24 protein-coding genes and 1 pseudogene are annotated in these 22,822 nt (G+C 65.7%); 14 read left to right on the top strand and 11 right to left on the bottom strand.

From position 1 onward, the window contains the following. The 4 genes and pseudogenes from AC1DRO_RS08180 to AC1DRO_RS08165 all read right to left on the bottom strand — a co-directional run. A pseudogene (locus AC1DRO_RS08180) lies at positions 1-647 on the bottom strand (HNH endonuclease); the annotation flags it as partial. 82 nt (positions 648-729) lie between these two features. After that, positions 730-1,680, bottom strand: a complete 951-nt coding sequence (locus tag AC1DRO_RS08175; protein WP_476950472.1) for a hypothetical protein — start codon at positions 1,678-1,680, stop codon at positions 730-732. Continuing rightward, positions 1,677-2,402, bottom strand: coding sequence for a cytochrome b N-terminal domain-containing protein (locus AC1DRO_RS08170; protein ID WP_476950471.1), 726 nt, complete (start codon positions 2,400-2,402; stop codon positions 1,677-1,679). The genes AC1DRO_RS08175 and AC1DRO_RS08170 overlap by 4 nt, the downstream gene beginning before the upstream one ends. Then, on the bottom strand, positions 2,399-2,566 hold the full coding sequence (locus AC1DRO_RS08165) for a hypothetical protein (RefSeq protein ID WP_476950470.1): 168 nt from the start codon (positions 2,564-2,566) through the stop codon (positions 2,399-2,401). The genes AC1DRO_RS08170 and AC1DRO_RS08165 overlap by 4 nt, the downstream gene beginning before the upstream one ends. A gap of 134 nt (positions 2,567-2,700) precedes the next feature. Between AC1DRO_RS08165 and AC1DRO_RS08160 the strand changes: the two genes are divergently transcribed. The 3 genes from AC1DRO_RS08160 to AC1DRO_RS08150 all read left to right on the top strand — a co-directional run bounded on the left by AC1DRO_RS08160 (position 2,701) and on the right by AC1DRO_RS08150 (position 6,234). Continuing rightward, entirely contained in the window at positions 2,701-3,393 is a 693-nt protein-coding gene (locus AC1DRO_RS08160; protein WP_243179679.1) for a Maf family protein, read from the top strand. A gap of 147 nt (positions 3,394-3,540) precedes the next feature. Next, positions 3,541-5,394: an acetyl/propionyl/methylcrotonyl-CoA carboxylase subunit alpha gene (locus AC1DRO_RS08155; protein WP_476950469.1), complete on the top strand. Its 1,854-nt coding sequence runs from the start codon at positions 3,541-3,543 to the stop codon at positions 5,392-5,394. Positions 5,395-5,502: 108 nt separating this feature from the next. Continuing rightward, a complete protein-coding gene (locus tag AC1DRO_RS08150; protein ID WP_476950468.1) occupies positions 5,503-6,234 on the top strand; it encodes a glutamine amidotransferase in 732 nt (243 codons plus the stop codon). 74 nt (positions 6,235-6,308) lie between these two features. On the opposite strand, the gene AC1DRO_RS08145 is transcribed toward AC1DRO_RS08150, so the two are convergent. Beyond that, positions 6,309-7,721 carry an MFS transporter gene (locus tag AC1DRO_RS08145; RefSeq protein ID WP_028278342.1) on the bottom strand — a complete coding sequence of 471 codons (1,413 nt, stop codon included), beginning with the start codon at positions 7,719-7,721 and terminating at the stop codon, positions 6,309-6,311. A gap of 318 nt (positions 7,722-8,039) precedes the next feature. Between AC1DRO_RS08145 and AC1DRO_RS08140 the strand changes: the two genes are divergently transcribed. From AC1DRO_RS08140 to AC1DRO_RS08130, 3 genes are read left to right on the top strand one after another with little or no spacing between them, the layout of a single operon-like run. Further along, a complete protein-coding gene (locus AC1DRO_RS08140; RefSeq protein WP_476950482.1) occupies positions 8,040-9,431 on the top strand; it encodes an MFS transporter in 1,392 nt (463 codons plus the stop codon). A gap of 1 nt (position 9,432) precedes the next feature. Further along, positions 9,433-11,724 (top strand): molybdopterin oxidoreductase family protein, encoded by a 2,292-nt coding sequence (locus tag AC1DRO_RS08135; protein WP_476950467.1) that lies wholly within the window; start codon positions 9,433-9,435, stop codon positions 11,722-11,724. After that, positions 11,721-13,280: an FAD-dependent oxidoreductase gene (locus AC1DRO_RS08130; protein WP_476950466.1), complete on the top strand. Its 1,560-nt coding sequence runs from the start codon at positions 11,721-11,723 to the stop codon at positions 13,278-13,280. The genes AC1DRO_RS08135 and AC1DRO_RS08130 overlap by 4 nt, the downstream gene beginning before the upstream one ends. A gap of 215 nt (positions 13,281-13,495) precedes the next feature. On the opposite strand, the gene AC1DRO_RS08125 is transcribed toward AC1DRO_RS08130, so the two are convergent. Continuing rightward, positions 13,496-13,918, bottom strand: coding sequence for a YybH family protein (locus AC1DRO_RS08125; protein WP_476950465.1), 423 nt, complete (start codon positions 13,916-13,918; stop codon positions 13,496-13,498). An 896-nt stretch (positions 13,919-14,814) separates the two neighbouring features. Between AC1DRO_RS08125 and AC1DRO_RS08120 the strand changes: the two genes are divergently transcribed. The 3 genes from AC1DRO_RS08120 (at position 14,815) to AC1DRO_RS08110 (ending at position 15,960) form a co-directional block, all read left to right on the top strand. After that, complete coding sequence (locus AC1DRO_RS08120; RefSeq protein WP_476950464.1) at positions 14,815-15,300, top strand: hypothetical protein; 486 nt, start codon at positions 14,815-14,817, stop codon at positions 15,298-15,300. Positions 15,301-15,496: 196 nt separating this feature from the next. After that, complete coding sequence (locus AC1DRO_RS08115; protein ID WP_476950463.1) at positions 15,497-15,754, top strand: recombinase family protein; 258 nt, start codon at positions 15,497-15,499, stop codon at positions 15,752-15,754. Between the two features lie 47 nt (positions 15,755-15,801). Then, on the top strand, positions 15,802-15,960 hold the full coding sequence (locus AC1DRO_RS08110; RefSeq protein WP_476950462.1) for a hypothetical protein: 159 nt from the start codon (positions 15,802-15,804) through the stop codon (positions 15,958-15,960). On the opposite strand, the gene AC1DRO_RS08105 is transcribed toward AC1DRO_RS08110, so the two are convergent. Continuing rightward, positions 15,957-16,211: a hypothetical protein gene (locus tag AC1DRO_RS08105; protein ID WP_476950461.1), complete on the bottom strand. Its 255-nt coding sequence runs from the start codon at positions 16,209-16,211 to the stop codon at positions 15,957-15,959. The two genes, AC1DRO_RS08110 and AC1DRO_RS08105, sit on opposite strands and share 4 nt — an antisense overlap. Before the next feature lie 236 nt (positions 16,212-16,447). Here AC1DRO_RS08105 and AC1DRO_RS08100 point away from each other — a divergent pair, with 236 nt between their 5' ends. Next, positions 16,448-16,675 carry a hypothetical protein gene (locus tag AC1DRO_RS08100; protein WP_476950460.1) on the top strand — a complete coding sequence of 76 codons (228 nt, stop codon included), beginning with the start codon at positions 16,448-16,450 and terminating at the stop codon, positions 16,673-16,675. 211 nt (positions 16,676-16,886) lie between these two features. Then, a complete protein-coding gene (locus AC1DRO_RS08095) occupies positions 16,887-17,228 on the top strand; it encodes a hypothetical protein (protein ID WP_476950459.1) in 342 nt (113 codons plus the stop codon). A gap of 193 nt (positions 17,229-17,421) precedes the next feature. On the opposite strand, the gene AC1DRO_RS08090 is transcribed toward AC1DRO_RS08095, so the two are convergent. The 3 genes from AC1DRO_RS08090 to AC1DRO_RS08080 all read right to left on the bottom strand — a co-directional run bounded on the left by AC1DRO_RS08090 (position 17,422) and on the right by AC1DRO_RS08080 (position 19,293). Continuing rightward, a complete protein-coding gene (locus AC1DRO_RS08090; RefSeq protein WP_476950458.1) occupies positions 17,422-17,829 on the bottom strand; it encodes a helix-turn-helix domain-containing protein in 408 nt (135 codons plus the stop codon). A gap of 202 nt (positions 17,830-18,031) precedes the next feature. After that, complete coding sequence (locus tag AC1DRO_RS08085; RefSeq protein WP_476950457.1) at positions 18,032-18,388, bottom strand: helix-turn-helix domain-containing protein; 357 nt, start codon at positions 18,386-18,388, stop codon at positions 18,032-18,034. 143 nt (positions 18,389-18,531) lie between these two features. After that, on the bottom strand, positions 18,532-19,293 hold the full coding sequence (locus AC1DRO_RS08080) for a hypothetical protein (RefSeq protein WP_476950456.1): 762 nt from the start codon (positions 19,291-19,293) through the stop codon (positions 18,532-18,534). 873 nt (positions 19,294-20,166) lie between these two features. On the opposite strand from AC1DRO_RS08080, the gene AC1DRO_RS08075 reads away from it, so the two are divergent. The 3 genes from AC1DRO_RS08075 (at position 20,167) to AC1DRO_RS08065 (ending at position 22,250) form a co-directional block, all read left to right on the top strand. Beyond that, entirely contained in the window at positions 20,167-20,712 is a 546-nt protein-coding gene (locus tag AC1DRO_RS08075; protein ID WP_476950455.1) for an endonuclease VII domain-containing protein, read from the top strand. 130 nt (positions 20,713-20,842) lie between these two features. Then, the gene (locus AC1DRO_RS08070) at positions 20,843-21,481 is read left to right on the top strand and encodes a hypothetical protein (RefSeq protein WP_476950454.1); all 639 of its coding nucleotides are present in this window, start codon (positions 20,843-20,845) and stop codon (positions 21,479-21,481) included. A 76-nt stretch (positions 21,482-21,557) separates the two neighbouring features. Next, positions 21,558-22,250 carry a hypothetical protein gene (locus tag AC1DRO_RS08065; RefSeq protein WP_476950453.1) on the top strand — a complete coding sequence of 231 codons (693 nt, stop codon included), beginning with the start codon at positions 21,558-21,560 and terminating at the stop codon, positions 22,248-22,250. Positions 22,251-22,266: 16 nt separating this feature from the next. Here AC1DRO_RS08065 and AC1DRO_RS08060 read toward each other — a convergent pair whose 3' ends face one another. Continuing rightward, positions 22,267-22,812 carry a flavodoxin domain-containing protein gene (locus AC1DRO_RS08060; RefSeq protein WP_476950452.1) on the bottom strand — a complete coding sequence of 182 codons (546 nt, stop codon included), beginning with the start codon at positions 22,810-22,812 and terminating at the stop codon, positions 22,267-22,269. Positions 22,813-22,822 lie beyond the last annotated feature (10 nt).

Raw genomic sequence — 22,822 nt, 5'->3', positions numbered from 1 at the left:
GTGGCGGCGTGCGCGGCGCGTTCGGTGACGGAGCGGGGGTCACGCCGGTACGCGGCGGTGCGGGCCGCGGCCACAATGGCCCGGTCGCCCTTGCCCGCCAGCGCGCCCGAATCGGCGGCGAGTTCGGCGTCGACGGCGGCCCGGTCCGCGGCGCTCAGGCACGCGGTTTCGCGTACGAGCAGGGTRGCGCGCCATTCATTGAGCTGACCGGTCTGCAGGGCGGCGAGCGTGTGCGGCATCTCGGTGATCAGGGCGTTGGCCAGGCCGAGGAGCCGGCCGCCCCTGGCCGGGGATTCGCGCCGGGCCAGGGCGATCTGCGCGCCGACACCGGCGCCGAGCTTCTCGGCCGGGACCCCGAGCCGGGCTTGTTCGCGGCGCTGGAGCAGGTCGAAGGCCACGGCGAGCCGGGCCTGTTCCGCCGACGCGGCGGACTTCCAGTCCTCCAGTTCCCGGATCCGGTCAATGATCCCGGCACTGTCCGCGGCCATGCTCACGGAACCCAGCGGTCCGGCGGCCAGCCGGCCCGCCACGTCCGAGACGGCTGCCTCCGCGGTGCCCGGAATGGCGGCGGCATCGCTCCCGGCGCGGCTTAAGCCGGTGTCGCCGTGTCCTGCCCGAGCCACTTCGGGCCCGTGATTGCCGTCCATGAATCCAGTGTTTCAGGGACCTCTGACAATAACGCGCCTGTGCTCCTCAGCCGATGCTAGGCGTCACGGATTGCCGGCAGACTCAGCGGTTGCGGTAGTAGTCCTTCCAGATCAGGCGATGGAGGGGGATCACCCGCGGCAGCGACCGTAGTCCGGGGATGAACGGCAGCAGGGCCAGCAACGCCGTCAGCACGAACATAGTGACGACGACGAGGGCATCGGCATTGGGCGCGGACTTGAACGGTTCCACTTGGTAAAGGAGCGAGAAGAGCCACAACCAGGACTGCCCAGGCGTATCGCCGGTTTCGTTCATGACGCCCCACTGATCCCCGGAGAGGTGTTGGCTGGCCGCAAGATCCGGGAAGTAGCCGCCGTCGCCCAAAAAGAGGAGGCCGCGCGTGTAGTCCATGTTGTAGAAGTTTCCACCGTTCTGCAGCACGCCGTCCAAACTGCCTTGGCGCGCCATCTCCAGCAACGCTCCGGTCAGTGCAGGAACGGGGCCATAGTCGCCGTCGCCCACCTGGGCCGGGTCGTTATCCGGCGCAGCGGCAAGGGCGTCCGAATAGGCAGTTGCCCAGGCTGAGCGCTGCTGATCCGTGGCGGCCGTCCAGCTCGCCAGCTCTGCTGGCGGCGACGGCAGGGTCGCCAGCGGGGCGATCACAAAGTCATTGGCGGTATCAACCGGAAGGCGGACGCCGGAGAGGCTTTGAAGGTCCACGGGGCCGATGTTCTGCGTCGCGTCCGGGGTCGAGTTGTAGGGCGGCCCGTATCCGGCAGTATCGCTGGTGCCGGCAAGCTCTTTCGCGGCGGTGCCAACGAAATCCGCGGGGGCGGCCGTGGCCCACGCCTTGAGGCTGACGCTGGGCTCATCAGGGGACCCGAAGATGGCGGACACACCGAACACGAGCAGGCCGACCACCACAACGCCGATGATCAGTTCTTTGATGAGGTCATATTCGCGGACGCTGCCCGTCCAGGGCCGGCTGGCAACGTCGTCCGCCTTCCGCCACGTGGTACTACTTTTCCTGGTCATTGCACTGCGCCCCCGGGTTCGGTGGCCTCAGGAGGTTCGGTGGCCTCCGGGCGGTTGTGAAGCAGCTGGGCGTCGGACTCCGCGGCATCCAGTGGAGGTGCAACGCCGTGGACCCGGACCAGCAGGACGTGGAGGATCACCACAGCGCCCACGGCCAAGGGCATCAGCGTGACGTGCCAGGTGAAGAGCTGACCGACGTTGGCCACATTGAACCAAGCGCCTAAGCCGACCGCGTTCAGCGCATCCTTCGCTTCAAAGGCAATCCACTGCGAGTCGAAGTTCGTCTGGAGCAGATACCCGGTGAAGGCCGCCACGATGGAAACGACAAAGGAGATCACGCCGGTGATCCAGGTCAGGACCCGGCCCCCGCGCCAGGCCGCCATCCAGAATTTCAGCCACAGGTGCACCACCATGAAGATGAAGAAGAACTCCACGCTCCACAAATGCGTGCTGTTGACGAAACTCCCCAGCGGGGACACGTGATACCACTGGGGTCCGTTCAGTCCCAGCACAATCCCGGAAACGATGATCCACAGTAGGGACGCGATTGCCCCCATGCCGAATACGTACGCCCAGGATGCCACGAAGCTTGGCTGGTCCTCGGGCAAAAGTTTGTCCGGCGGAAGCTTCCTCAGGAGCCACCGGCGGGCCCTGCCGGTCAAGGTACGGGCGCCTGCTTCATCGACCTGCGCGCCGCGTCCCGGTGTTGCAGGGGCAGTCATTTCCGCCGCTTCCCTCCGGGGAAAGGCAGGACCAAGGCCAGGATGAACAAGATGATCATCACGACGATCACGATCAGGTTTCCGGATTGGATGATGAAACCGTCCCAGCCAAAATATGTTCCATCACCAACCATGCCAACGCTTGCCGCCAGCCATCCAGACATGAGCTGCTCGATTCTTTTTAGGATGCCGGTTCAACTCCACCACTGTCAGGTATCCGCAAACAGGGTCTTCTGCCCCGTCCAGGCGCCCTTCCGGGACCCGGTGTTGCTGTGCTGCGGTGGATTAGGCTGGATCCGTGACCCGCCTTATTCTTGCCTCCCAGTCCCCCGCCCGCACCAAGCTGCTCAGCCACGCCGGCATCGCCCACGAGGTCCTCGTCTCGGACGTCGACGAGGACGCCGTGCAGGCCCGCTACGGCGTGACGGATCCGCATGACACGGCTCTGTTGCTTGCCCGGGCCAAGGCAGAGGCCGTCGCCTCGTTGCCCGAGGCGGACGGCGCAATCGTGATCGGCTGCGACTCGGTCTTCGAGTTCGACGGCGAGGCCCACGGAAAGCCCTACACGGCCGACGTCGCCCGGGAGCGTATGCTCCGCATGAGCGGCAGCATGGGCGTCCTGCACACCGGCCACTGGCTCGTGGACTGCCGCGACACAGACACAGACTCAGAAGACGACGACGGCGACGTCACCGCGCGCGGCACCGGCGCCACCCTGGGCTCGGTGTCCTCGGCCGAGGTGCACTTCATGGAGATGAGCGCCGAGGAAATCGAGACCTACATCGCCACCGGCGAGCCGCTCCAGTGCGCCGGCTCCTTCACGATCGACGGCTACGGCGGGGCGTTCATCCGCAAGGTCGACGGCGATCCCCACACCGTCGTCGGGCTTTCCATCTCCACTCTGCGCGCCCTGCTCGGCCAGGCAAATGTGGGCATCACCGAGCTCTGGACCGGCGGGGCTGCGGACCCGGCGGACATCCGCGCCGAGTAACGACGGAATGCGTGGCGGAGTGAGCCAATTCGCCGCCCTTTGTGGCAACCCTACAAAGGAAGGGCCGTATACGCGCGGAATCCGCAAGTAATATCGGCGGAACCCTCAAAACCGCGCTAGGCTCCCTGAAGGAAAGAAGGAGACGCCTTGTCAGCAAATTCGGAGCAGTCCGCACCCACCGTGCCGGGATCAACGCAGTCATCTACAGCCGCGGGCATCCGCCGGCTGACCAAGGTGCTGATCGCCAACCGCGGAGAAATTGCGGTGCGCATCATCCGCGCCGCCCGCGATGAAGGCATCGCCTCGGTGGCTGTCTACGCGGACCCCGATCGCGACGCGCTGCACGCCCGGCTCGCTGACGAGGCCTACGCGCTCGGTGGCAACACCGCCGCGGAGTCCTACTTGGTGATGGACAAGATCATCGACGTCGCCCGCCAGTCCGGCGCGGACGCCATCCACCCCGGGTACGGGTTCCTGGCCGAGAACGCCGAGTTCGCCGCCAAGGTGATCGATGCCGGCATTACGTGGATCGGCCCCTCCCCCGAGGCGATCTCTGCCCTGGGCGACAAGGTCCAGGCCCGCCACATTGCCGAGAAGGTCGGCGCCCCGCAGGTCCCCGGCACCGCCGACCCGGTCGAATCCGCCGAGGAAATCCTCGACTTCGTGGACAAGTTCGGCCTGCCCGTCGCCATCAAGGCGGCCTTCGGCGGCGGCGGACGCGGCATCAAGGTGGCCCGCACCCGCGAAGAAATCCCCGAACTCTTCGAATCCGCCGTGCGCGAGGCCACCGCCGCCTTCGGCCGCGGCGAGTGCTTCATTGAGCGCTTCCTGGACGCCCCGCGCCACGTCGAGACCCAGTGCCTGGCCGACGCCCACGGCAACGTCGTGGTGGTCTCCACCCGCGACTGCTCGCTCCAGCGCCGGAACCAAAAACTCGTCGAGGAAGCCCCGGCCCCGTTCCTCACCGAGGAACAGAACCGCCGGCTCTACGAATCCTCCAAGGCCATCCTCAAGGAGGCGGGCTACCTCGGCGCAGGCACCTGCGAATTCCTCGTCGGCCAGGACGGCACCATCTCCTTCCTCGAGGTCAACACCCGCCTTCAGGTGGAGCACTGCGTCTCCGAGGAAGTCACCGGGATCGACCTCGTCCGCGAACAGTTCCGGCTGGCCCGCGGCGAGGAGCTCGGCTACGGCGACCCGGAAGTCCGCGGCCACTCGATCGAATTCCGCATCACCGGCGAGGACCCGGGCCGGAACTTCATGCCCGCCCCCGGCACCATCACGGTACTGAAAAACCCCACCGGTCCCGGTATCCGCGTCGACTCCGGCGTGGAGCAGGGCGATGTCATCAGCGGCAACTTCGACTCCATGCTCTCCAAGCTGATCGTCACCGGCGCCACCCGCGCCCAGGCCCTGCAGCGCTCCCGGCGGGCACTGGAGGAAATGGTGGTGGAGGGCATCCCCACCGTCATCCCGTTCGACCTCGCGGTGGTTTCCAATCCCGATTTCGCACCGGCCGAAGGCCCCTTCAAGGTCCACACCCGCTGGATCGAGACGACCTTCGTCAATGACATTCCGGCCTGGACCCCGACCGGCGCCGAGGCTGAAGCGGCCGACGCCGGCGACCGCCAGCGCGTCGTCGTCGAGGTCGGCGGAAAGCGCCTGGAAGTCGTGCTGCCGGCGTCGCTGGGCTCAGTCAGCAACGCCGCAGGCGCCAAGCCGGCCAAGGCCAAGAAGCGCTCCCGCGGTGGCGGCGCACCCGCAGCAGCGAGCGGCAACGCCCTGACCTCCCCCATGCAGGGGACCATCGTGAAGGTGGCCGTCGCCGAGGGTGAGACGGTTGCCGAGGGCGATCTCGTCGTCGTGCTCGAGGCGATGAAGATGGAACAGCCGCTCACCGCCCACCGCGCCGGGATCGTCATCGGCCTCGCCGCAGCAGCCGGCGAGACCGTGTCCGCCGGCGCCATCATCGCCATGATCGAGGACGGCGCCGCAGAGTAAGCGGTACACGGTACGGCGACGCGGAGTAAGCGGCTCACGGTACGGCGCCGCTGCCGGCCGCGGGCGCGCCTCTGGCGCGTCCGCGACCGGCCAGTAGAGACTTGGAGTGTGAAGCCATTCCTGCTCCTCGCCTCGCGCGCGGAAGACACCGCCGCCGAGGACGAATACCGCGCCTACCTTCGCTACTGCGGACTCCAGCCCGAGCAGCTCCAACGCATCCGGATGGAAGCCGCCCCGCTGCCCGCGCTTGAGTTGTCCGACTATTCGGGCGTCATTGTGGGCGGCAGTCCCTTTACTTCCAGCGACCCGGCCGAGCACAAGAGCGCCGCACAGCACCGGGTGGAGCGCGAACTCGCCGGGCTGCTGGACAGGATCGTGGCCGAGGACTTCCCGTTCCTCGGCGCCTGCTACGGCGTCGGCACCCTCGGACTGCACCAGGGCGCCGTGATCGACCGGACGTACGGTGAAGGGCTCGGCGGCGTCACCATCAAACTGACGGCGGAGGGGCTGCAGGATCCCCTCCTGCGCGGGCTGCCGGAGAGCTTTACGGCGTTCACCGGCCATAAGGAAGCCTGCACCGTCCTGCCCTCCCATGCGGTGCTGCTGGCCAGCTCGGCCGCCTGCCCGGTGCACATGTTCCGGATCAAGACCAACCTGTACGCCACGCAGTTCCACCCCGAGCTTGATGCTGACGGGCTCGTCACCAGGATCGATATCTACCGCCATGCCGGCTACTTCCCGCCGGAATCGGCCGAAATGCTCATGGACGACGCCCGGCAGTTCACTGCGACAGAACCGATGAAGATCCTGCGGAACTTTGTGGAGCGCTACGCGAGCTGAGCCCCTCCAACGCAGAAGCCCGGCGTGTTCAATGAACACACCGGGCTTCTCCCGTCAGGAATGGGGACCGGACGTCAGGCTACGTTGTTGGTGTAGTCGAGGTCCCGGGTTTCCTTGCTCACGAACAGGGCGATCAGCGTCAGCACCGCCATGGCGGCAAGGTAGACACCCACCAGCACGGTGCTGCCCCCGGCCAGTTCCCAGAGCCAGACGGCGATGAACGGAGCCACGGCAGCGCCCAGGATGCTGGAGACGTTGTAGCTGATGGCGGAGCCGGTGTAGCGGACATTGCCCGGGAACAACTCCGGCAGGAGCGCACCCATGGGACCGAACGTCAGGCCCATGAGCGAGAAGCCGATGATCAGCAGCGCCATGGCACCGGCGAACCCAGCACTGAACAGCGGAACGAACAGCAGGCCGAAGGCAAGGATGCCGAAGGTGACAACGATCAGCATCTTGCGGCGGCCGAACTTCTCGGCCAGCGGGCCGGAGACCAGCGTGAAGATACCGAAGAATACGACACCGGCGATCAGCATCCAGAGGAAATCGTTCCGGCTGTAGCCCAGGCCCGGGACGAACGCAGCGGCAGCGGCCTCGGTCATCGGCTTGCCGGCCTTTTCGGCGGCGGCCTTGGCCGTGTCCAGACTGGACGCCCGGGTGCCGTAGGTCAGCGTGAACGTGGTCATCAGGTAGAAGAGCACGTAGGTGGCGAGCATGATGAACGTGCCCAGGATCAGCGGGCGCCAGCTGGTCTTGAAGACCCGTGCCAGCGGCAGCTTGGCAACCTCGTTGGATTCGAGGACCTTGGTGAAGGCCGGGGTTTCGATCAGCTTGAGGCGCACGTAGAGACCGATGATGACCATGACGGCACTGAGCAGGAACGGGACCCGCCAGCCCCATTCCATGAAGGCTTCCGGTGTCAGGGTGTAGCTGAAGACCAGGAAGATTACGTTGGCGATGATGAAGCCGATCGGGGCTCCCAGCTGCGGGAACGTGCCATAGATGGCGCGCTTGTTCGACGGGGCGTTTTCGGTGGCCAGCAGCGCCGCGCCACTCCATTCGCCGCCGAGGGCCAGGCCCTGGCAGAAGCGCAGGACCACGAGGAGCGCCGGGGCCAGGAAGGTCCAGCCCGGGACGCTCGCCGTCGGCAGGCAGCCGATCAGGAAGGTGGCAATACCCATGGTCAGCAGGGAGGCCACCAGCGTGCCCTTGCGGCCGAACTTGTCACCGAAGTGGCCGAAGATGACCGAGCCGAGCGGGCGGGCGATGAACGCGACGCCGAACACGGCGAAGGATGCCAGCAGCTGGGTGGTCTCGTTCTGCCCGGGGAAGAAGAGCTTCGGGAAAACGAGCACGGCCGCGGTGGCGTAAACGTAGAAGTCATAGAACTCGACGGTGGTACCGATCAGGCTGGCGACAATCACGCGGCCGCGCGAATTCACCTGCTTGGTGGACCCATGCTCCGCGGAGGTGGCAGTGGATGACATGTAGTAACGCTTTCATGAAGACCGGTCGGATATTTCCCCAAGAGCCCGATGCCCGGGGCCGCCGGCTAGGGATTCGTATACGTCTGATAATAGTTCCCACCGTCCAGTCAATGGACAAATAGTCCGCTATTTGGACTCCGTGTCGTTGTCTCACGTGGTGGTCGTCACACCTATTCTCACACCGTCATAAAAGCCCCGATAGGCAAAAGTCACAGCGCGTTAATAAACCGCGTCCGTCCCGGAAACGCGGCGTCCCTACCTTTGAAGGACATCACCCCCAAGGAGGTCTCCCAAGTGACTGCTGAACGCACCGCCGAAATCGGCACCGCAGAGGTCGGCGCCGCCAGTACCGGCGGCACCCTTACCCTCGACCACCGGCCCGGCCGCTGGATCGCCAACTGGGATGCGGAAAACAAGGAGCAGTGGGCGTCGGCCGGCCGCTCGATCGCCCGGCGCAACCTGAACTGGTCCATCTTCGCCGAGTTCCTGGGCTTCGTGGTCTGGCAGCTGTGGTCGATCGTGGTGGTCCAGCTTCCCTCCGCCGGCTTCAAGTTCTCCACCAACGAGATCTTCTGGCTGATCTCCATGCCAAGCCTCGTCGGCGCCACGCTCCGGATCCCCTACACGTTCATGGTTCCCCGCTTCGGCGGCCGCAACTGGACCATCGTCTCCGCCCTGTTGCTGCTGATCCCCACGATCGGCCTGGGCCTGTGCGTCGCCAACCCGGCCACCCCGTTCGGCGTCATGCTGTTCGTGGCCGCGCTGGCCGGCTTCGGCGGCGGCAACTTCGCCAGCTCGATGGCGAACATCACCTTCTTCTACCCCGCGCGGGAAAAGGGCTGGGCCCTGGGCCTGAATGCCGCCGGCGGAAACCTCGGTGCCGCCGTCGCACAGCTGGCCGTGCCGATCGCCATCACCCTGCTGGCAGCCGGCACCGTGAACCTGCCCGTCGCAGGGTTCATGTGGGTTCCGCTGATCCTGCTGGCGGCTTTCGGTGCCTGGAAGTACATGAACAACCTCACCAGCGCCAAGGGCGACGTGGCAGGTTCGCTGGCCGCGATCAAAGAGCCGCACCTGTGGATCATGGCGCTGCTGTACATCGGCACCTTCGGCTCCTTCATCGGCTTCGCCGGCGTCTTCCCCAAGCTCATCAAGGACTACTTCCCGGCATTCTCCTCGATCTCCGTCGGCACCGTGGCCCTGTCCCTGGCCTTCCTCGGCCCGCTGGTCGGGTCCCTGGCCCGCCCGTACGGCGGACGCATGGCGGACCGGATGGGCGGGGCCCGCATGACCGTCGCAGCCTTCGCCGCCATGGCCGTCATGACCCTCACCATGCTCTGGACCCTGCCGCTGAAGAACTTCTGGCTCTTCCTCTTCCTGTTCCTGCTCCTGTTCACCGCCAGCGGCTTCGGAAACGGCGCCACCTACCGCATGATCCCGATCATCTTCGCCACCTCCAGCCGGGCCGCCCGCTCCGGGGCAAGCACGCACACCACCCAGCGGCTCGCGTCCTCAGCCCTCGGCCTGATCTCGGCCATCGGCGCCTACGGCGGATTTATCATCCCCCAGGTCCTCAACGCCTCCAACACCGCCAGCGGTTCCTACACCTCGGCGTTCTACGGATTCGTGGGGGCCTACGTCCTGATGCTGGTGGTCTGCTGGTTCTGCTACATCCGCAACGCCAACCGAAATGCGATGGGACACGTCTAACATGACCAAAAGCGCCGACACGCACTGCCCTTACTGCGCTCTGCAGTGCGCCATGACGCTCACATCTCCAGCGGCTCTGACCCCGGCTGTCCGGCCGGGGTCAGAGCCCGTAGACGCTGCACCGGGCCCAGCCACTACCCCAACGTCCGCGCCGCTCCTGACAGTCGCCGGACGGGACTTCCCCACCAACCGCGGCGGCCTGTGCCGCAAGGGCTGGACCTCCGCCTCGTTGCTGGATCACCCGGGCCGCGTCACGGAACCCCTGCTGAAGGGCGCCGACGGCGTCCACCACCCGGTCAGCTGGGACGAGGCCCTCATGCGGATCGTCTCCGCCGTAAAGCAGGCCCGCCTCGAGCACGGGGCTGACGCCGTCGGCGTGTTTGGCGGCGGCGGCCTCACCAATGAGAAGGCCTACCAGCTGGGCAAGTTCGCCAGGCTGGCTTTGGGCACCTCACGGATCGACTACAACGGGCGGTTCTGCATGTCCTCGGCCGCCGCGGCCGGCATGCGCGCCTTCGGCCTGGACCGCGGGCTCCCGTTCCCGCTCGCGGACCTCGACACCGCCAGCACCATCCTGATGCTCGGCTCCAACGTTGCCGAGACCATGCCGCCCTTCGTCCAGCACCTCCAGGGGGCCCGCGACGCCGGCGGCCTGATCGTCGTCGACCCCCGGCGCTCCGCCACCGCCGCCTTTACCTCCGACGGCGGCGGGCTGCACCTGCAGCCGCTGCCCGGCACCGACCTCGCCCTGCTCCTGGGCATCTCCCACGCGGTGATCCACGAGGGCCTCGCGGACGCGGCATACATCGCGGACCGGACCACGGGTTATGACGCCGCGGTCCGCAGCGTCACGAGCTTCTGGTCCGAACGGGTCCAGTCGATCACCGGCGTCCCCGCCGGGCTGATCCGTGAAACCGCCCGGAGGCTGGCCGACGGCGCCGGCAAGGGCGGCAGCTACATCCTCACCGGCCGCGGCGTCGAACAGCACGTGGACGGCACTGACACCGCCACGGCCGCCATTAACCTCTCCCTCCTGCTAGGCCTGCCGGGCTCCGCGCGCAGCGGCTACGGCACGCTCACCGGCCAGGGCAACGGCCAGGGCGGCCGCGAACACGGCCAGAAGGCGGACCAGCTCCCCGGCTACCGGAAGATCACCGATCCCGCCGCCCGCGCCCACATGGCCAGGGTCTGGGGCGTGCCCGAACCCCTGATTCCCGGCCCCGGCCTTCCCGCCGTCGAATTGCTCAAGTCGCTGGGACAGCCCGACGGCGTCCGGTGCCTCTTCGTGCACGGCGCCAACGTGGCGGTGTCCGCGCCGGACGCGAATGCCGTGATCGCGGGCCTGCGCAGCCTGGACTTCCTGGTGGTGTGCGACTTCTTTCTCTCCGAGACCGCCGCCGAGGCAGACCTGGTCCTGCCGGTGACCCAGTGGGCCGAGGAGGAAGGAACCCTCACCAACCTCGAGGGCCGCGTGCTCCGCCGCCGCCGGGCCCTCACTCCCCCGCCCGGTGTCCGCAGCGAGCTGTGGATCATGACCCGGCTGGCCGAAATGCTGCACGCGCCCTCCACCTTCAGCGAGGATCCGGAAACAGTGTTTGAGGAGCTCCGGCTCGCGTCCTCCGGCGGCCTGGCCGACTACTCCGGGATCGACTACGCCATGCTGGACCGCGGCGAGGCCGCCTACTGGCCCTACCCCGCCGGGAGCGCGGGCACGCCGCGGCTCTTCCTGGACGCCTTTGCCCATGCGGGCGGCCGGGCCGTGTTCACGCCGGTGACGCCCCGGCGTCGTTCTTCTTCTGCGGGCTTCGCGTCCGCGGCGGACCGCCGGGCGGACCAGCGGGACGACCGGGCCGGCGACGATCGTCCCGGCACGCCGATGACCCTCATTACCGGCCGCCTGATGGAGCACTACCAGTCCGGCGCGCAGACCCGCCGGGTGGCCGCCCTGGCCGAGGCACAGCCGGAGGCGCGGCTCCAGCTCCACCCCGCCGCGGCCGCCGCCCAGGGCATCGCCGACGGCGACTACGTCTCGATTTCCAACGAACGCGGCGTGGTCAGCTGCCGCGCCGAGCTGAGCACGGATATCCGCCCGGAGACGGTGTTCCTGCCGTTCCACTTCCCGGAGCTCGAGAGCGCCAACCGGCTCACGGAGGCGGCCACGGACCCCATTTCCGGGATGCCCGAGTTCAAGACCAGCAAGGTGTGGATTCGCCCGGCAGCTTCCCCGGATGCCCCGGCCGGCAATCACAGCGGCGTTCCGGCCCGCGTTCTTCAAGCAGAGGAGACCTCATGACTGAGCGGATTGTGGTGGTGGGCTTCGGGCCTGTCGCCGCGAGGCTGATCGACGAGCTGCTGCCGGCCGTGCGCAGCGGCATCGCACACCTGACCGTGGTCGGCGAAGAGTCCGAGGCGGCGTACAACCGCGTGCTGGTGGCGGATCTTGGCGTCGGCCGGACGACGCCGGCCGCACTGGCCCTCGCGGACGCGGCGGCACTGGTGGCCGACGGCGTCGATGTCCGGCTGGGCGTCCGCGTCCGCCGCGTGGACCGCGCCCGGCAGCGGGTCTTGTTGAGCGACGGCACCTCCCCCGGTTACGAGCGGCTCGTCTTCGCCACCGGTTCACGGCCGGTCATCCCGAACCTGACCGGGCTCAACCCGGACCCGGCCGCGCCGGTGCTGCCGCCGGGCGTGACCGCCCTGCGCGATCTTCGCGACGCGTCCGTGTTGCACTCTGCCGTGGCCGGCGGCAAGCGCGTGGTGGTCCTGGGCGGCGGTGTGCTGGGCCTGGAGACGGCCCTCGCCGCGGCCGAGGAAGGCGCCACGGTGACCGTGGTGCACAACGGCCCGCATCCTTTGGGCCGGAACATCGACCGCGGCGGCGGCGCCGTGCTCGCGGCGTCCCTGCGGAACTGCGGCGTGCGGGTGACCGGCAACGCCCGCTCGGTCGGCGTCGAACACAACGCGCCCGACGGCGGCTTCTCCGCCTTGTTGCTGGATGACGGCTCCGCGATCGACGGCGACCTCCTGGTCCTCTCCTGTGGTGTCCGGCCGCGGACCGAACTTGCGGAGGGCTGCGGGCTCTCCACCGGGGCCGGGATCCTGGTGGACCACAAGCTCCGCGCCCACCACGAGCCCCACATCTTCGCGATCGGCGACTGCGCCGAGGTCCGCTGTCCGGACTCCGAGTGCGTTCAGTGCCGGACTGCGAGGGGTCCCTCCGGGCTGGTCGGCCCGGGCTGGCGGCAGGCCGAATGGCTCGCCGACTACCTGACCCTGCTGGCATCCGGGGCTCCTGCCGAGGCGGAAGCCTTGCCGGCACTTCCGGCGGAACTCCCGGGCGTGATCGTGCTCAAGGCCCGCGGCATGAACCTGGCCGTGGCCGGGGACGTGTCCGCAGACCCCTGGGACGAGGAAGCCTTGAGCGCCGGGGCCGTGAACGGCCGGGCCCGGCTGCAGATCGCCCAGTGGGCCGATCCCGAGCACGGCCGCTACGTCAAGATGACCACCCGCGCCGGCGTGCTGGAAGGGCTCGTGGCCGTGGGCATGCCGCGAACCTCGGCCGAGCTGGTGCAGCTCTTCGAACGCGGCGCGGAACTGCCGGCGGACCGGTCGCTGCTGCTGCGCCTGGACGGGCCGGACCAGGTCGCTTCCCCAGGTGCCGCCGACCCCGCCCGGACGGTCTGCCGGTGCGCCGGCGTCAGCGGAACGGCCATTGCCACTGCCGTGTCCGAGGGCTGCGGAACGGTGCCCGAGGTATCGGCGTCCACCCGCGCCGGCACGGGCTGCGGTGGCTGCCACGAGGACATCAAGGGCATCATCGAGGCCCACTTTCAGGGGGCGGCTGCCTGAGTACTAGCTCGGCGACGGCGCAGCTTCACCTCAAGGCTTGCGCCGACGGGGGCGCCCCGATGGTCTTCCTCAAGATGCATGGGGGGGCTTGTCGCACCCTCGACCGGGACACGCCTGGGACAATGGGGGCTCGGCGTCGAGCGCACGGCCGCTGGTCAGGCCGGTCATGCTCGACTGCAACCCGGGGTGGACTCGGATCGCGTGATTCCCGGGCGTCATTTTCGTAAGACGGCGTCCGGGGCCTGCGGTGTGGTGATCGGGTCTGCGTGGCGATGAACGAGTGCCCACGTGTCGCCTTCAAGGCGATAAATGCTCGTTACCCGCAGATCAAATGGCGAGATTTTGTCGCCTCCTCCGACCTTGGCCTGCCAGTGTTCTATGTCCAGGAAGCAGGCGAGATCGGTAGTGACGTGCTTGGTGAGGGCATCAAAAGCCGTGACGCGTCCATCTTGGAACCGTGCCGCCGCTGAATCGAGCGCCCCTGATACTCGCTCCCAGCCCACCACCGGAGGGCCCCAAGGATTAGCAAGGGAGACATCTCCGCTGTGGGAGAAAATGGCCTTGGCGGGTTCCGGGTCGCCTTTAGCAAAGTCATTTACCGCTTGATGAAACTGGTCGATGACCTCGTCAAGCTGCATTGGTCCCACCTTCACTGCGCTGCGCTGTCGAACTTCTTCTGCCACTGGGCATGCTCGCGGCCAGCTTCCAGCCGGCGGTTCGCGGTCCACCTGGGCAGGTATGTGGGCGCTGGCATCTCGCGGGCAGGCTTGGACCTGTGCGTGGGCTCAGGCCGGGTCTGCACAGGCTTGGGTCTGGGGCGGGTCTGGACCTGCTTGGCCACAGGCCGGGTCTGGACGGGCTTCCGGGGGTAGCTCGACCGTGTGTCGGCTGTGTGGTGCCTCTTCCAGGCCACAAGCGCCCAGATGAAGAGTCCTGTCAGGGTGAGTTGCCAATAAGTGACCAGTATCCCGATGACGACCAAGATTAGAAATAGGGCGGGGATCCACATGGCGACATTATGCCTTTGCTTGACGCCAGGAGGTAGAGGCCATATTCCCCGATCGCCCGCACGGAGCCCTGAAGGAAGACCGGCGCACCCGAAGAGAACGCCAAGCTGGGCCGGCCATCATCGAGGAGAGCCCCCGACCAACCGTGAGGGCTCTGGCTAGCTCCGCTCCGCTAAGGCTAAGCGGCCTTTCCAAACCACACAGGGATGAACACATACCGGGAAGCCCGAACATTCATCATGCACAGCACAGTGCGTGACTCGTGGCGCGCCACGGGGTCGCCCGTACCGCTGGTTTTTCTAAGGCCACTTTCGCTACATGCAGTTCATTCGCGCCCGATCCTGCGGGAGCCGCGATGCTGCCAGTCGGGCTGGCCTAGCTCCATAAACAGGTAGCGGACGCCCGATAACCAAGTAGTGGATACCCGCGTTGGAGCGGGAGGGCCGCGATAACCTGCAAGGGCTTTGCAGTCAGGGACTCGTCCCGTACCGCTGGGGGACTTTCGTAAGCTACAAAGGAGTACCTTCATGAAACGCTGGCTCGCACCCATCACCCTCGCAGCCGCCGCTGCACTCTCCGCAAGTGCCGGCCCGGCCTTTGCCGCCGCCACTCCCACACCGGTCGACCCAACGCCTTTCCCGATCGCCTGCCCGACGTTCAACCTCCAGGCTCAGCTCTCGGGCAAGGGAGGGACCATCGTCCTGCCAGGAAACCGCACGTTCTTTACCGGTCCCAACCTGAGGATCACCCTCACGGGCCCCGCTCCTACCTTCAAAACGGTGACCTACGTCATCACCGGACTGACCAAAGTCACGACTCTGCCAGACGGCAGCTTTGACGTCACCGCGACGGGTAGGAACACCATCATCGTCCCCGAAGCCAACGGGCATCCTGCAGGGCTGTTCCTCACGACGGGCACCATGCACTGGACGCTCAATGCCGATGGCACTGAAAGGACGAGGTTCTCCGGCAACGGCACGGAAACGGACGTCTGCCAGCTGCTGGCGCCCTAACAACCGACCAACGCAGGGCGCCCCGGCCCAGTTGCCGCGGGCGCTTTTGCGTTTAAATCTGCTATCCCAGATATCCCTGAAGCACAGCTCAGCGCCCGGTGGCGTGTTGACCTTACGCAGGCCCGGCGGTGGAGGAATAGTAGACTCGGTCGAAACTTCAGAACGACGGCGGCCTCGGTCCGCTTCGCGAGATGCAATGGCCAAGCTCGGGGAGACCAAGCACCTTGGGCGCAAGCGCCAGCTCCCGGCGGAGACCGTGGAACGGATCAGGGCGGAACGTGCCGGCGGTGCCAGCATGGCCAAGATCGCCGCCGGTCTGAATGAGGATGGCGTGGCCACAAGCCAGGGGGGCGCCAAGTGGTACCCCTCCACCGTGAAAGCCGTATTGGACAGCATGGCGCGGGAATCCTTGGAGGGATTCACCGCCTCCAACATGGAAGCAGGGGGCAACTAAGTGGACAAACCGCTACCGCAGACGACATTTACCGTCTACTGCTGGACGTGCAGGACCGACTAGGGGAGCTGGTGGCAGATGGCCGGCTCACGCTGGAGTGTGACGCTGAACAGGCGCACTGCACGGCGCGTAACGCCGTGGGCGTGGTGGTGCATCATCTGGACGCAGCACGGCAGGTGCTGGCCGTGCTGCAGACCAGGGACTAACTGGTTGGCTGACGTTTGGGCTGGTAGTAGCACCACGGCCAGATGCATACCACGGCAACCATCATGAGGATCGTCCCAAACGTTCCAGCCCACCACGCACCCGGCGTGACATCTGACGGGGCCATGCAGTGAAAGGCATCGCCTAAGCAAACCCAATGCTCTGTGGTCCCGTCTTTACCGATCTGCAAAAGGGTGTTGGAGGCGGCAAAGAGCGCGACCATCACCGCGATCCAAATCGCGTTGTATTTCAACCTCGACATTGCTCGCACTTCCCCCACAAGTGAACGATTTGGCATGAGCCTATAACGCAAAGTGCGGACAGTAAGCCGGCAATGCTGGTCAGGTCAACGGCGGTGCGTGTAACGGTCAGGAAATAGGCAATTTCAAAGGCGAACCCATATCATTCTTTGCGGGGCCGGTCAATAGGTCTGGTAAAATAGAAGGAGTGAAATTCTTCACATTTATCTTCTAATTGAAAGGACCTTTGATGGCCAGAATTACCGATGCACCCCGTGCAGGACTTATTTCCCTTAAGCTGTCTGGCGCCCTGCCGGAAACCCACCTTTGTAACAACCTGGATGAATATGAGGCAGTGCTGGCGGCTGCCATGAGCGATGACAGTACGCGCCCTTCCCACCGGGCCGACTTGATCGCCGGCTCTGTTGAGCCGGAGGAAACGTTTGAGGAATACATGGAGCGTCACGGAGCCGAGTAGGCCCCATCATTAAGCCCCTCGTGCCGCTTGGCATGGGGGTTTATTTGTTCCCAGGAAAGGCCTGAAGGGACTATCGGGAGGCGGGTGGCACCCTACCGCCGGGGAGCGCTTTTGGGCGCTCCTGGGGCGACCCAGGCCGCTATAGGGGGTGTCCCTGACCTTTTGGCTACGCTGACGCTGAACGTTCGCTGTTGAATAACTTGGGGGAAATATGAAGGCACGCGCACTTGTCATGATCTTTACCGGCGCGGTTTTCCTGGGAGGGTGCTCTGCACCGATGAGCGCCGCCGATAAGTGCAAGGAATTCAAGGCCCTGGCTCCACAGTTTTCCGTCGGAGCGGGGATGTCCCAGGAATCGCGGAACAAGATCACCGGGCAGTATTCCGACCTCGCCTCCAAGTCTCCGGATGCCTTGAAGAACGATGTGAAAATCGTTGCCGACTACCTCAAAGTCTTGGTAGCCGACAGGGATGTTGATGGGGCAAGCCGCCTCCAAAGCGAATACAGGACGGCAGAACAGCGCATCCAGGCTGCCTGCAGAGCCGTAGGTTAGCCTCCTATTCGCGCATCAAGGCACGTTCGGCGGGGAAGTAGCTGGCAGCTAGCGGCGGGGCAGCAGCCGGCGCCACAGACGGGCAGGCTCAGGCCTGCCCTTAGCCATGTCCGAGGCGGTGTCGCCGTTGCTCACCATGGGTTGCTCAGGCTTGCTCACAGCCGACTCGGTGAGCGTGGCAGGCTGACCGCTCTTACCGTTGTGCCGCCTGCACCTTGTAGCCCCAGAACCGAATTGATAATTCGGCAAGGAGTTCCTCGTCGGTCAACCGGGACGCCGGGCTGACATGCGGTGTGTCGGTTTCCGTCGGTAGCAGGTGCGCGTCGGCCCCGCGCTCCATCTCAGCGAGAGTAACCGCGTCGGGACCTATGTCTGTGCGGCGTTCCCAGAGGTCCTCGATGGAACCCTTGCGCCAGCCGAGGGCCTGCTCGATGCGGCGTTGGGAGTTCGGGTGCGGCACCTTTTTGCCCCCCTCCGCGGACATGATCGTTTTGACGTCGATCCCGGCGGCGAGTGCGAGCTGCCGGCGGGACGGGTACTTGTCTTTGCGGGCTGCGGCAATGAGCTTGCCGATTGCCTCGAGTGTTTCCTGATCTTCCATGGGATTAGGTTCCCTCGAAAAGGAAGTGATGTCAATCCATATTGGATCAAAATCCCTTATTGATGTGGCAGATCGTGGTCCTAGCTGGTGCAAGCGTTGCCATACAAGGGGTGTAAAGCCCACAGGAGGGCTTTGAGGCCCTCCTAGGTGCTACCGGCGGGGGTTATCGGAACGGCCACCAGGCACGCTTGGGGCGTGCGTTTCATGCCATGCGGCGCCGCAACTCCTCCAGCAGTTCCTCATTCGTTGCCGCGGCCAGACCCTTCGGGTCGTCAGGGGGCAGGAGATCCTCCATGGTGATGGTGGAGGCCTTCCGGTTCACCCTGCGCATTACGTCGTCGATCGCCCCCGAACGCCACCCGAGGGCCTTCTCCAGCTTCCGCTGATTCGTGCCCCAGGGCAGAACGCGACCGAACTCAAACTGCGTAATGGTTTTGTCCGAACCCAGCCCGGCCTCTTTAGCGAAGGCCGGCCTACCGAACCCGATTTCCTCGCGCCGCTGCTTGGCCAGCCGACCGAGCTGTGCCAGCAGCGCCTCAGGCCCAAACTCCACCGTCATGATTCCTCCGTCTGCTCGGGCAGGTCTGCCCCCGGCTCGTTGGCCAGTGAGCCACCGGTTTATGCCGGGGGCTTTGCCGAGTCTACCCACGAGGGATCATCGTCGCAGTCTAAACGCCCGCCCCGGAGCGCATACAGGGGGTATCAGGGCTGGGGTGTCACTGAGAGCCACGGGAGGGCTTTTAGGCCCTCCTCGGTGCCACGGACACCACGTTTGTCGCGGGCTATCTGTAGGCGTGCGGCGCCGCCATCGTCCAGCGGTATCAGGCTGTCGAGAAGGTCTTCCTCCGATTTGGTTGCCCTCAAAAGAGCATCAGGTATCCGGTAACTGACGACTTCATTGCCGACATGGAAACTAACAAAGGCTCCCGACCCAGCGGTGGCAAGCGAAGCGCTTACCGCCGCAAGTTTTCCGATGGCACGAACGTCCATTGGTCCCGGCCCCTCTCCTGGGGCCTTAACCACAGTCTGGACGGTGTCTGGACTGAATATCTTGGTGGAGCCCTTACCGTGCGGAAGAAGTACGACATTGCAGATGCTTCGGAGGTAGTCCCTCCGGTCATCAATGTGGATGCCCGCCCACTCCACCGCGTATGGGGAATCCTCCGAGACCGGAAGTATTTCATCTTCCGTCGGCGGCTGACGCGCCGCCGCCTCCTCCAGCCGTGCCATGGCGGCGGTGACGCCAGCCAGCTCCTTCTCTATAACCGAGTTGATGGTTCCCAGCATGTGCATCGGTATCTGGCCCAGGGCGGCCTGCATGCCCGCCTCTTCCTGCCGCTTCCGCAGGGCCGTAGCCTCCAGCCCTAGCCGCTCCGCCTCAGGTCCCGAACCGCTGTCCTCAGTCTTGCTCCGGTCGTGTGCGGCCCGAACTGCGACGATCGCAGCGTTGACTACCTTGTCCACGTACTCCATCCTCTTGCTGACGTGGCCAGGGCCACGCACGCCGCAGCGGTAGATGCGGTGCTTCTCGCCGCTACGGGAAGTCACCGTCGCAGACCGGACATATCCGCCGCAATGGCACTGGGCTATGCCCGCTAGCAGGTGGACGGCCTTGTTGGACTGGGACCGCCTGCGGGACTGGTCGCTCAGCACAGCACAGACGCCTCGCCAGACGTTCTCAGAAACAATCGCAGGGAAGGTGGAAGGCCCGACAATCCGCTTGCTGGGTCTGATTTCGTCGGTGGTGCCGATTACAGTTCCGGCATGGAGACGAAAAAAGACGCCGAAGGATGGAACCTGTGCAGCGCCCTCCCCGATGACGGGTGCGAGCTTCGAACCCGGAACAAAGGCGGCAAGTACTGCAATTCGCACGCCCTCCAGATGAACCGGGGTGAGGAGTTCAGGCCTCTCCAGTCCTGGGGAATAGGCCGAGGCCTGACTTGCGCCCGGGCCGGGGCGCGGCGGCGAACCCTGCGACCGACAAGTGACACAGCTAGATCTTCCACCAGGACCGCTCTGCAAAGGACATGCAACGCAGCATGAGCGAGACGGAGCGATGTGGCAGTTTCCGCCGAAAGGGGACGACTGGAACGACTGCGCCGCCCTCGACTACGGCTGCGGACGTAAGGCGCACACCCGCGGTGGGCGGTTCTGCCGCACGCACTACAGCCAGCTCCAGCGCGGCGAGCTGACCCCCATCAGGCGGAGGTCACCAAATGGCACACGGTGCGGGGGCCCCGCCCCGACGGCACGGAATGCGGCCGGAAGGACATCTACCAGGATGATCCGACCCCGTTATGTAAATCCCACGCTGCCCAATACAACGACACGGGCGCCATGCAGGTCGTCGTCCCCCGCTACAAGTTCGCGTCTTTGGAGCGAGACGACGATGGCAACAAGCGGTGCACGAGTTGTCGAGAATGGCTGCCCGAAAAGGATTTCGGAAAGGACAACACCAGTGCCGGCGATGGACTTACGGGCCGTTGCCTAAGGTGCGCAAACGATGCTTCCCGTTTGCGGAAGTTCGGCGTCACCCGGGAACAGTACGATGCCATACTCGCCGCCCAAGGCGGCGTCTGCTGGCTATGCAAGGAACCCCCGGACTTTGGCCGCGAGTCGCTAAACGTGGACCACGACCACCGCTGCTGCGACGACAAGTACAAGACGTGCGGCAGCTGCATACGCGGGCTTATCTGCGGCGCTTGCAACCTTGCCCTCGGTCTGTTGGATCACAAGCCCGAGCGGCTGGAAGCAGGCTTCAAATACCTGGTCGAAGGCGTACCCCACGTCTTGGCATATCTCCAGTCGAAATCACAGTCGGCCGCCCCGCCGACAGTTGGCACCTCACGGCAGGAATCTTCTGAACCGCTGCATAGTGCCTGACGAATTTCCGCTAGGCCGGAGTTCAGTGCAAGCAGCCCCCCGGCTCCGAAGCGGGCCTTTCTCCCCTTGGCACGTAAGAGGGGTGGGGATGCAATGAACGTAGGTTCCGTTCATCCGCAGGAGGCATCCCATGAACGTCCCGGTCATTTTGGCGCTCGGCGCGATCATTGTGTTCGCCGTCGTGACGGGTGTTGTCATGTCCCGCGAAAAGGATCCGCAGCGGCGGGCGGCCGCGCTGACGCGCACCGGAGCGGCTGTCATGGCGGCGTTCACCGTCATCGGAGGAATCTTCATCGGCGGCTTCGCGATGCAGGACCCGGGCGGAACAACCGGAACGCTGATCACGCTCGCCTGGGTGGTGCCGATGCTCATCCTCGCGGTCTCGGCCTGGTTCTGGCCGGCGGCAACCGCTCCCCTGCTGCTCGCCCTCGCCTCGGCCTTCATTGCTGCGTGCGTGTGGCTCGCCTTCGACCCCGCTGCCCTGAGCGCCTTCCTCAACGACAACGGGCCCCTCATCGCCGTCAGCGTTCTCGCGCTGGCGTTCCCGGCCGCAATCCTCGGCCTGAAAGTCACCGCACTGGCCGGCTGGCTGTTGGTGGGCTTGGGGGTGTTGCCACTGTTGATCACGATCATCGGAAGGTCGGGTGCGGTCGGATCGCTGATCGCCGCCAGCCTGGTTCCCCTGGCCTGCGGGATCGCCTATCTGCTGTCCGTCCGGATGGCCAGGGCGGGTTCGACGTCGGGAACCATCCACCCGGCGGCCGCCTAAGGCTGCCGCACCGCCGCCAAACCCGGCCGCGTAACGCAAATCGGGCCACGGGCAAACGGCGGGTAGCATCGGGGGCATGAGCGCCGACGACGACGACATCACCGAAGAACTGCTGGCCGACGCCGGGAAGCTGACCGGGCTGAGCCTGGAACTGCTCGGGCTCGATCCGCACCCGGACGACATGACGGCCGAGCAACGGCTCCAGTTTGATCCCGAAGACCTGGCCGAGATGGCCTCCGTCTCCTCCGAAGACCGGCGCAAAGCCGTAGGCCAGACCCGTCTGCTGGCCGGACTCCTGTGGAACTCGTCCAGCATTCTGATCGACCAGTTGTTCCGCGATCTCGGAACGCTCAGCACGCTGGATGTTCTCACGCCCGCTGGCATCGCCGGCACCTCCGTCCTGTCCTCGCTGCCGCCACAGTTCGCCGCCAGCTACGACGCGAAGTTCACCCAGAAGTTCATCGTGGTCGCGGCCGACGTCACCGCGTCGCTGGTCCGGGGCTGGACCGCCCCCGGCTGCCTTGCAGCGGAACTAGCCGTCCGATGCCTGCTCGATCAGGCGGAAATCACCGAGGACATCTACGAACTGGACCTTCCGGAGGACTGGCGGGCCGACGTCGAGGAAGTCCTGTTGGAGGATGCCGACAGTGACGCGCTGTACTCCGACAACCTTGACGTTCTCGAGGACGACGCTGCAAGTCTGGATTTCGAGCAGTGGTTCAAACCCTTCACCCCCGGCAACACGGTTCCGCCGTATGCCTACTCCTGAGCTCTACGACTGAGCCCTACAGCTGGGCGGGCGGCTCGGCGAGCCGGGCCAGGAAGTCCTCCGTGAAACGCCTGACTCCGTCCCACTCGGTGTACACGTAGTCACGGGACGTGTCCGTGTCGAGGGATCCTTTGTCCTTGGCGATCTTCTTCATGACGTGCTTCTTGATGAACCCGTAGTGGGTATAGAGCAGGGCGCCGGCGAACAGTCCGACGTGCGCGGGCCGCCACCCCGTGTCCTGCTCGAACTTCTCCACGTAGCCCTCCGCGGTCTGCTCGTCCCCCTGCGCGGCCATGCTCACTGAGACGAGGGCGGAAGGCAAACGCTCGAGCTCACCGCGGTTCTTCTTCACGAAGTCCGTGACGTACCCCTCGTGCTTTCCGACGTGCACCGAGGCCGCCACGATCACGCCGTCGTAGCCGCCCGGAAGGGTATCTCCGGAAAGTTTGAGGTCCGCTGTCTCTGCTTCGTGCCCAAGCGCCCGGATCACGTCGCCGATGTAATCCGCGATTTTTGCTGTTTGTCCTTCAACGGTTCCGTAGGGGACATAGATTTTGGCCATGTGCCAAGTT

The sequence above is a fragment of the Arthrobacter sp. P4_F11 genome (genome assembly GCF_056401395.1).
This window is presented reverse-complemented; position numbering and strand designations above follow the sequence as displayed.

Excerpts from the sequence above, each read along its gene's own strand:
- AC1DRO_RS08130 (WP_476950466.1), top strand. The coding sequence starts at position 11,721 with ATGACTGAGCGGATTGTGGTGGTGGGCTTCGGGCCTGTCGCCGCGAGG.
- AC1DRO_RS08065 (WP_476950453.1), top strand. The coding sequence starts at position 21,558 with ATGAGCGCCGACGACGACGACATCACCGAAGAACTGCTGGCCGACGCC.
- AC1DRO_RS08090 (WP_476950458.1), bottom strand. The coding sequence starts at position 17,829 with ATGGAAGATCAGGAAACACTCGAGGCAATCGGCAAGCTCATTGCCGCA.
- AC1DRO_RS08135 (WP_476950467.1), top strand. The coding sequence starts at position 9,433 with ATGACCAAAAGCGCCGACACGCACTGCCCTTACTGCGCTCTGCAGTGC.
- AC1DRO_RS08115 (WP_476950463.1), top strand. The coding sequence starts at position 15,497 with ATGGCCAAGCTCGGGGAGACCAAGCACCTTGGGCGCAAGCGCCAGCTC.
- AC1DRO_RS08085 (WP_476950457.1), bottom strand. The coding sequence starts at position 18,388 with ATGACGGTGGAGTTTGGGCCTGAGGCGCTGCTGGCACAGCTCGGTCGG.
- AC1DRO_RS08170 (WP_476950471.1), bottom strand. The coding sequence starts at position 2,402 with ATGACTGCCCCTGCAACACCGGGACGCGGCGCGCAGGTCGATGAAGCA.
- AC1DRO_RS08075 (WP_476950455.1), top strand. The coding sequence starts at position 20,167 with ATGCAGGTCGTCGTCCCCCGCTACAAGTTCGCGTCTTTGGAGCGAGAC.
- AC1DRO_RS08070 (WP_476950454.1), top strand. The coding sequence starts at position 20,843 with ATGAACGTCCCGGTCATTTTGGCGCTCGGCGCGATCATTGTGTTCGCC.
- AC1DRO_RS08060 (WP_476950452.1), bottom strand. The coding sequence starts at position 22,812 with ATGGCCAAAATCTATGTCCCCTACGGAACCGTTGAAGGACAAACAGCA.
- AC1DRO_RS08120 (WP_476950464.1), top strand. The coding sequence starts at position 14,815 with ATGAAACGCTGGCTCGCACCCATCACCCTCGCAGCCGCCGCTGCACTC.
- AC1DRO_RS08175 (WP_476950472.1), bottom strand. The coding sequence starts at position 1,680 with ATGACCAGGAAAAGTAGTACCACGTGGCGGAAGGCGGACGACGTTGCC.
- AC1DRO_RS08100 (WP_476950460.1), top strand. The coding sequence starts at position 16,448 with ATGGCCAGAATTACCGATGCACCCCGTGCAGGACTTATTTCCCTTAAG.
- AC1DRO_RS08125 (WP_476950465.1), bottom strand. The coding sequence starts at position 13,918 with ATGCAGCTTGACGAGGTCATCGACCAGTTTCATCAAGCGGTAAATGAC.
- AC1DRO_RS08165 (WP_476950470.1), bottom strand. The coding sequence starts at position 2,566 with ATGTCTGGATGGCTGGCGGCAAGCGTTGGCATGGTTGGTGATGGAACA.
- AC1DRO_RS08145 (WP_028278342.1), bottom strand. The coding sequence starts at position 7,721 with ATGTCATCCACTGCCACCTCCGCGGAGCATGGGTCCACCAAGCAGGTG.
- AC1DRO_RS08095 (WP_476950459.1), top strand. The coding sequence starts at position 16,887 with ATGAAGGCACGCGCACTTGTCATGATCTTTACCGGCGCGGTTTTCCTG.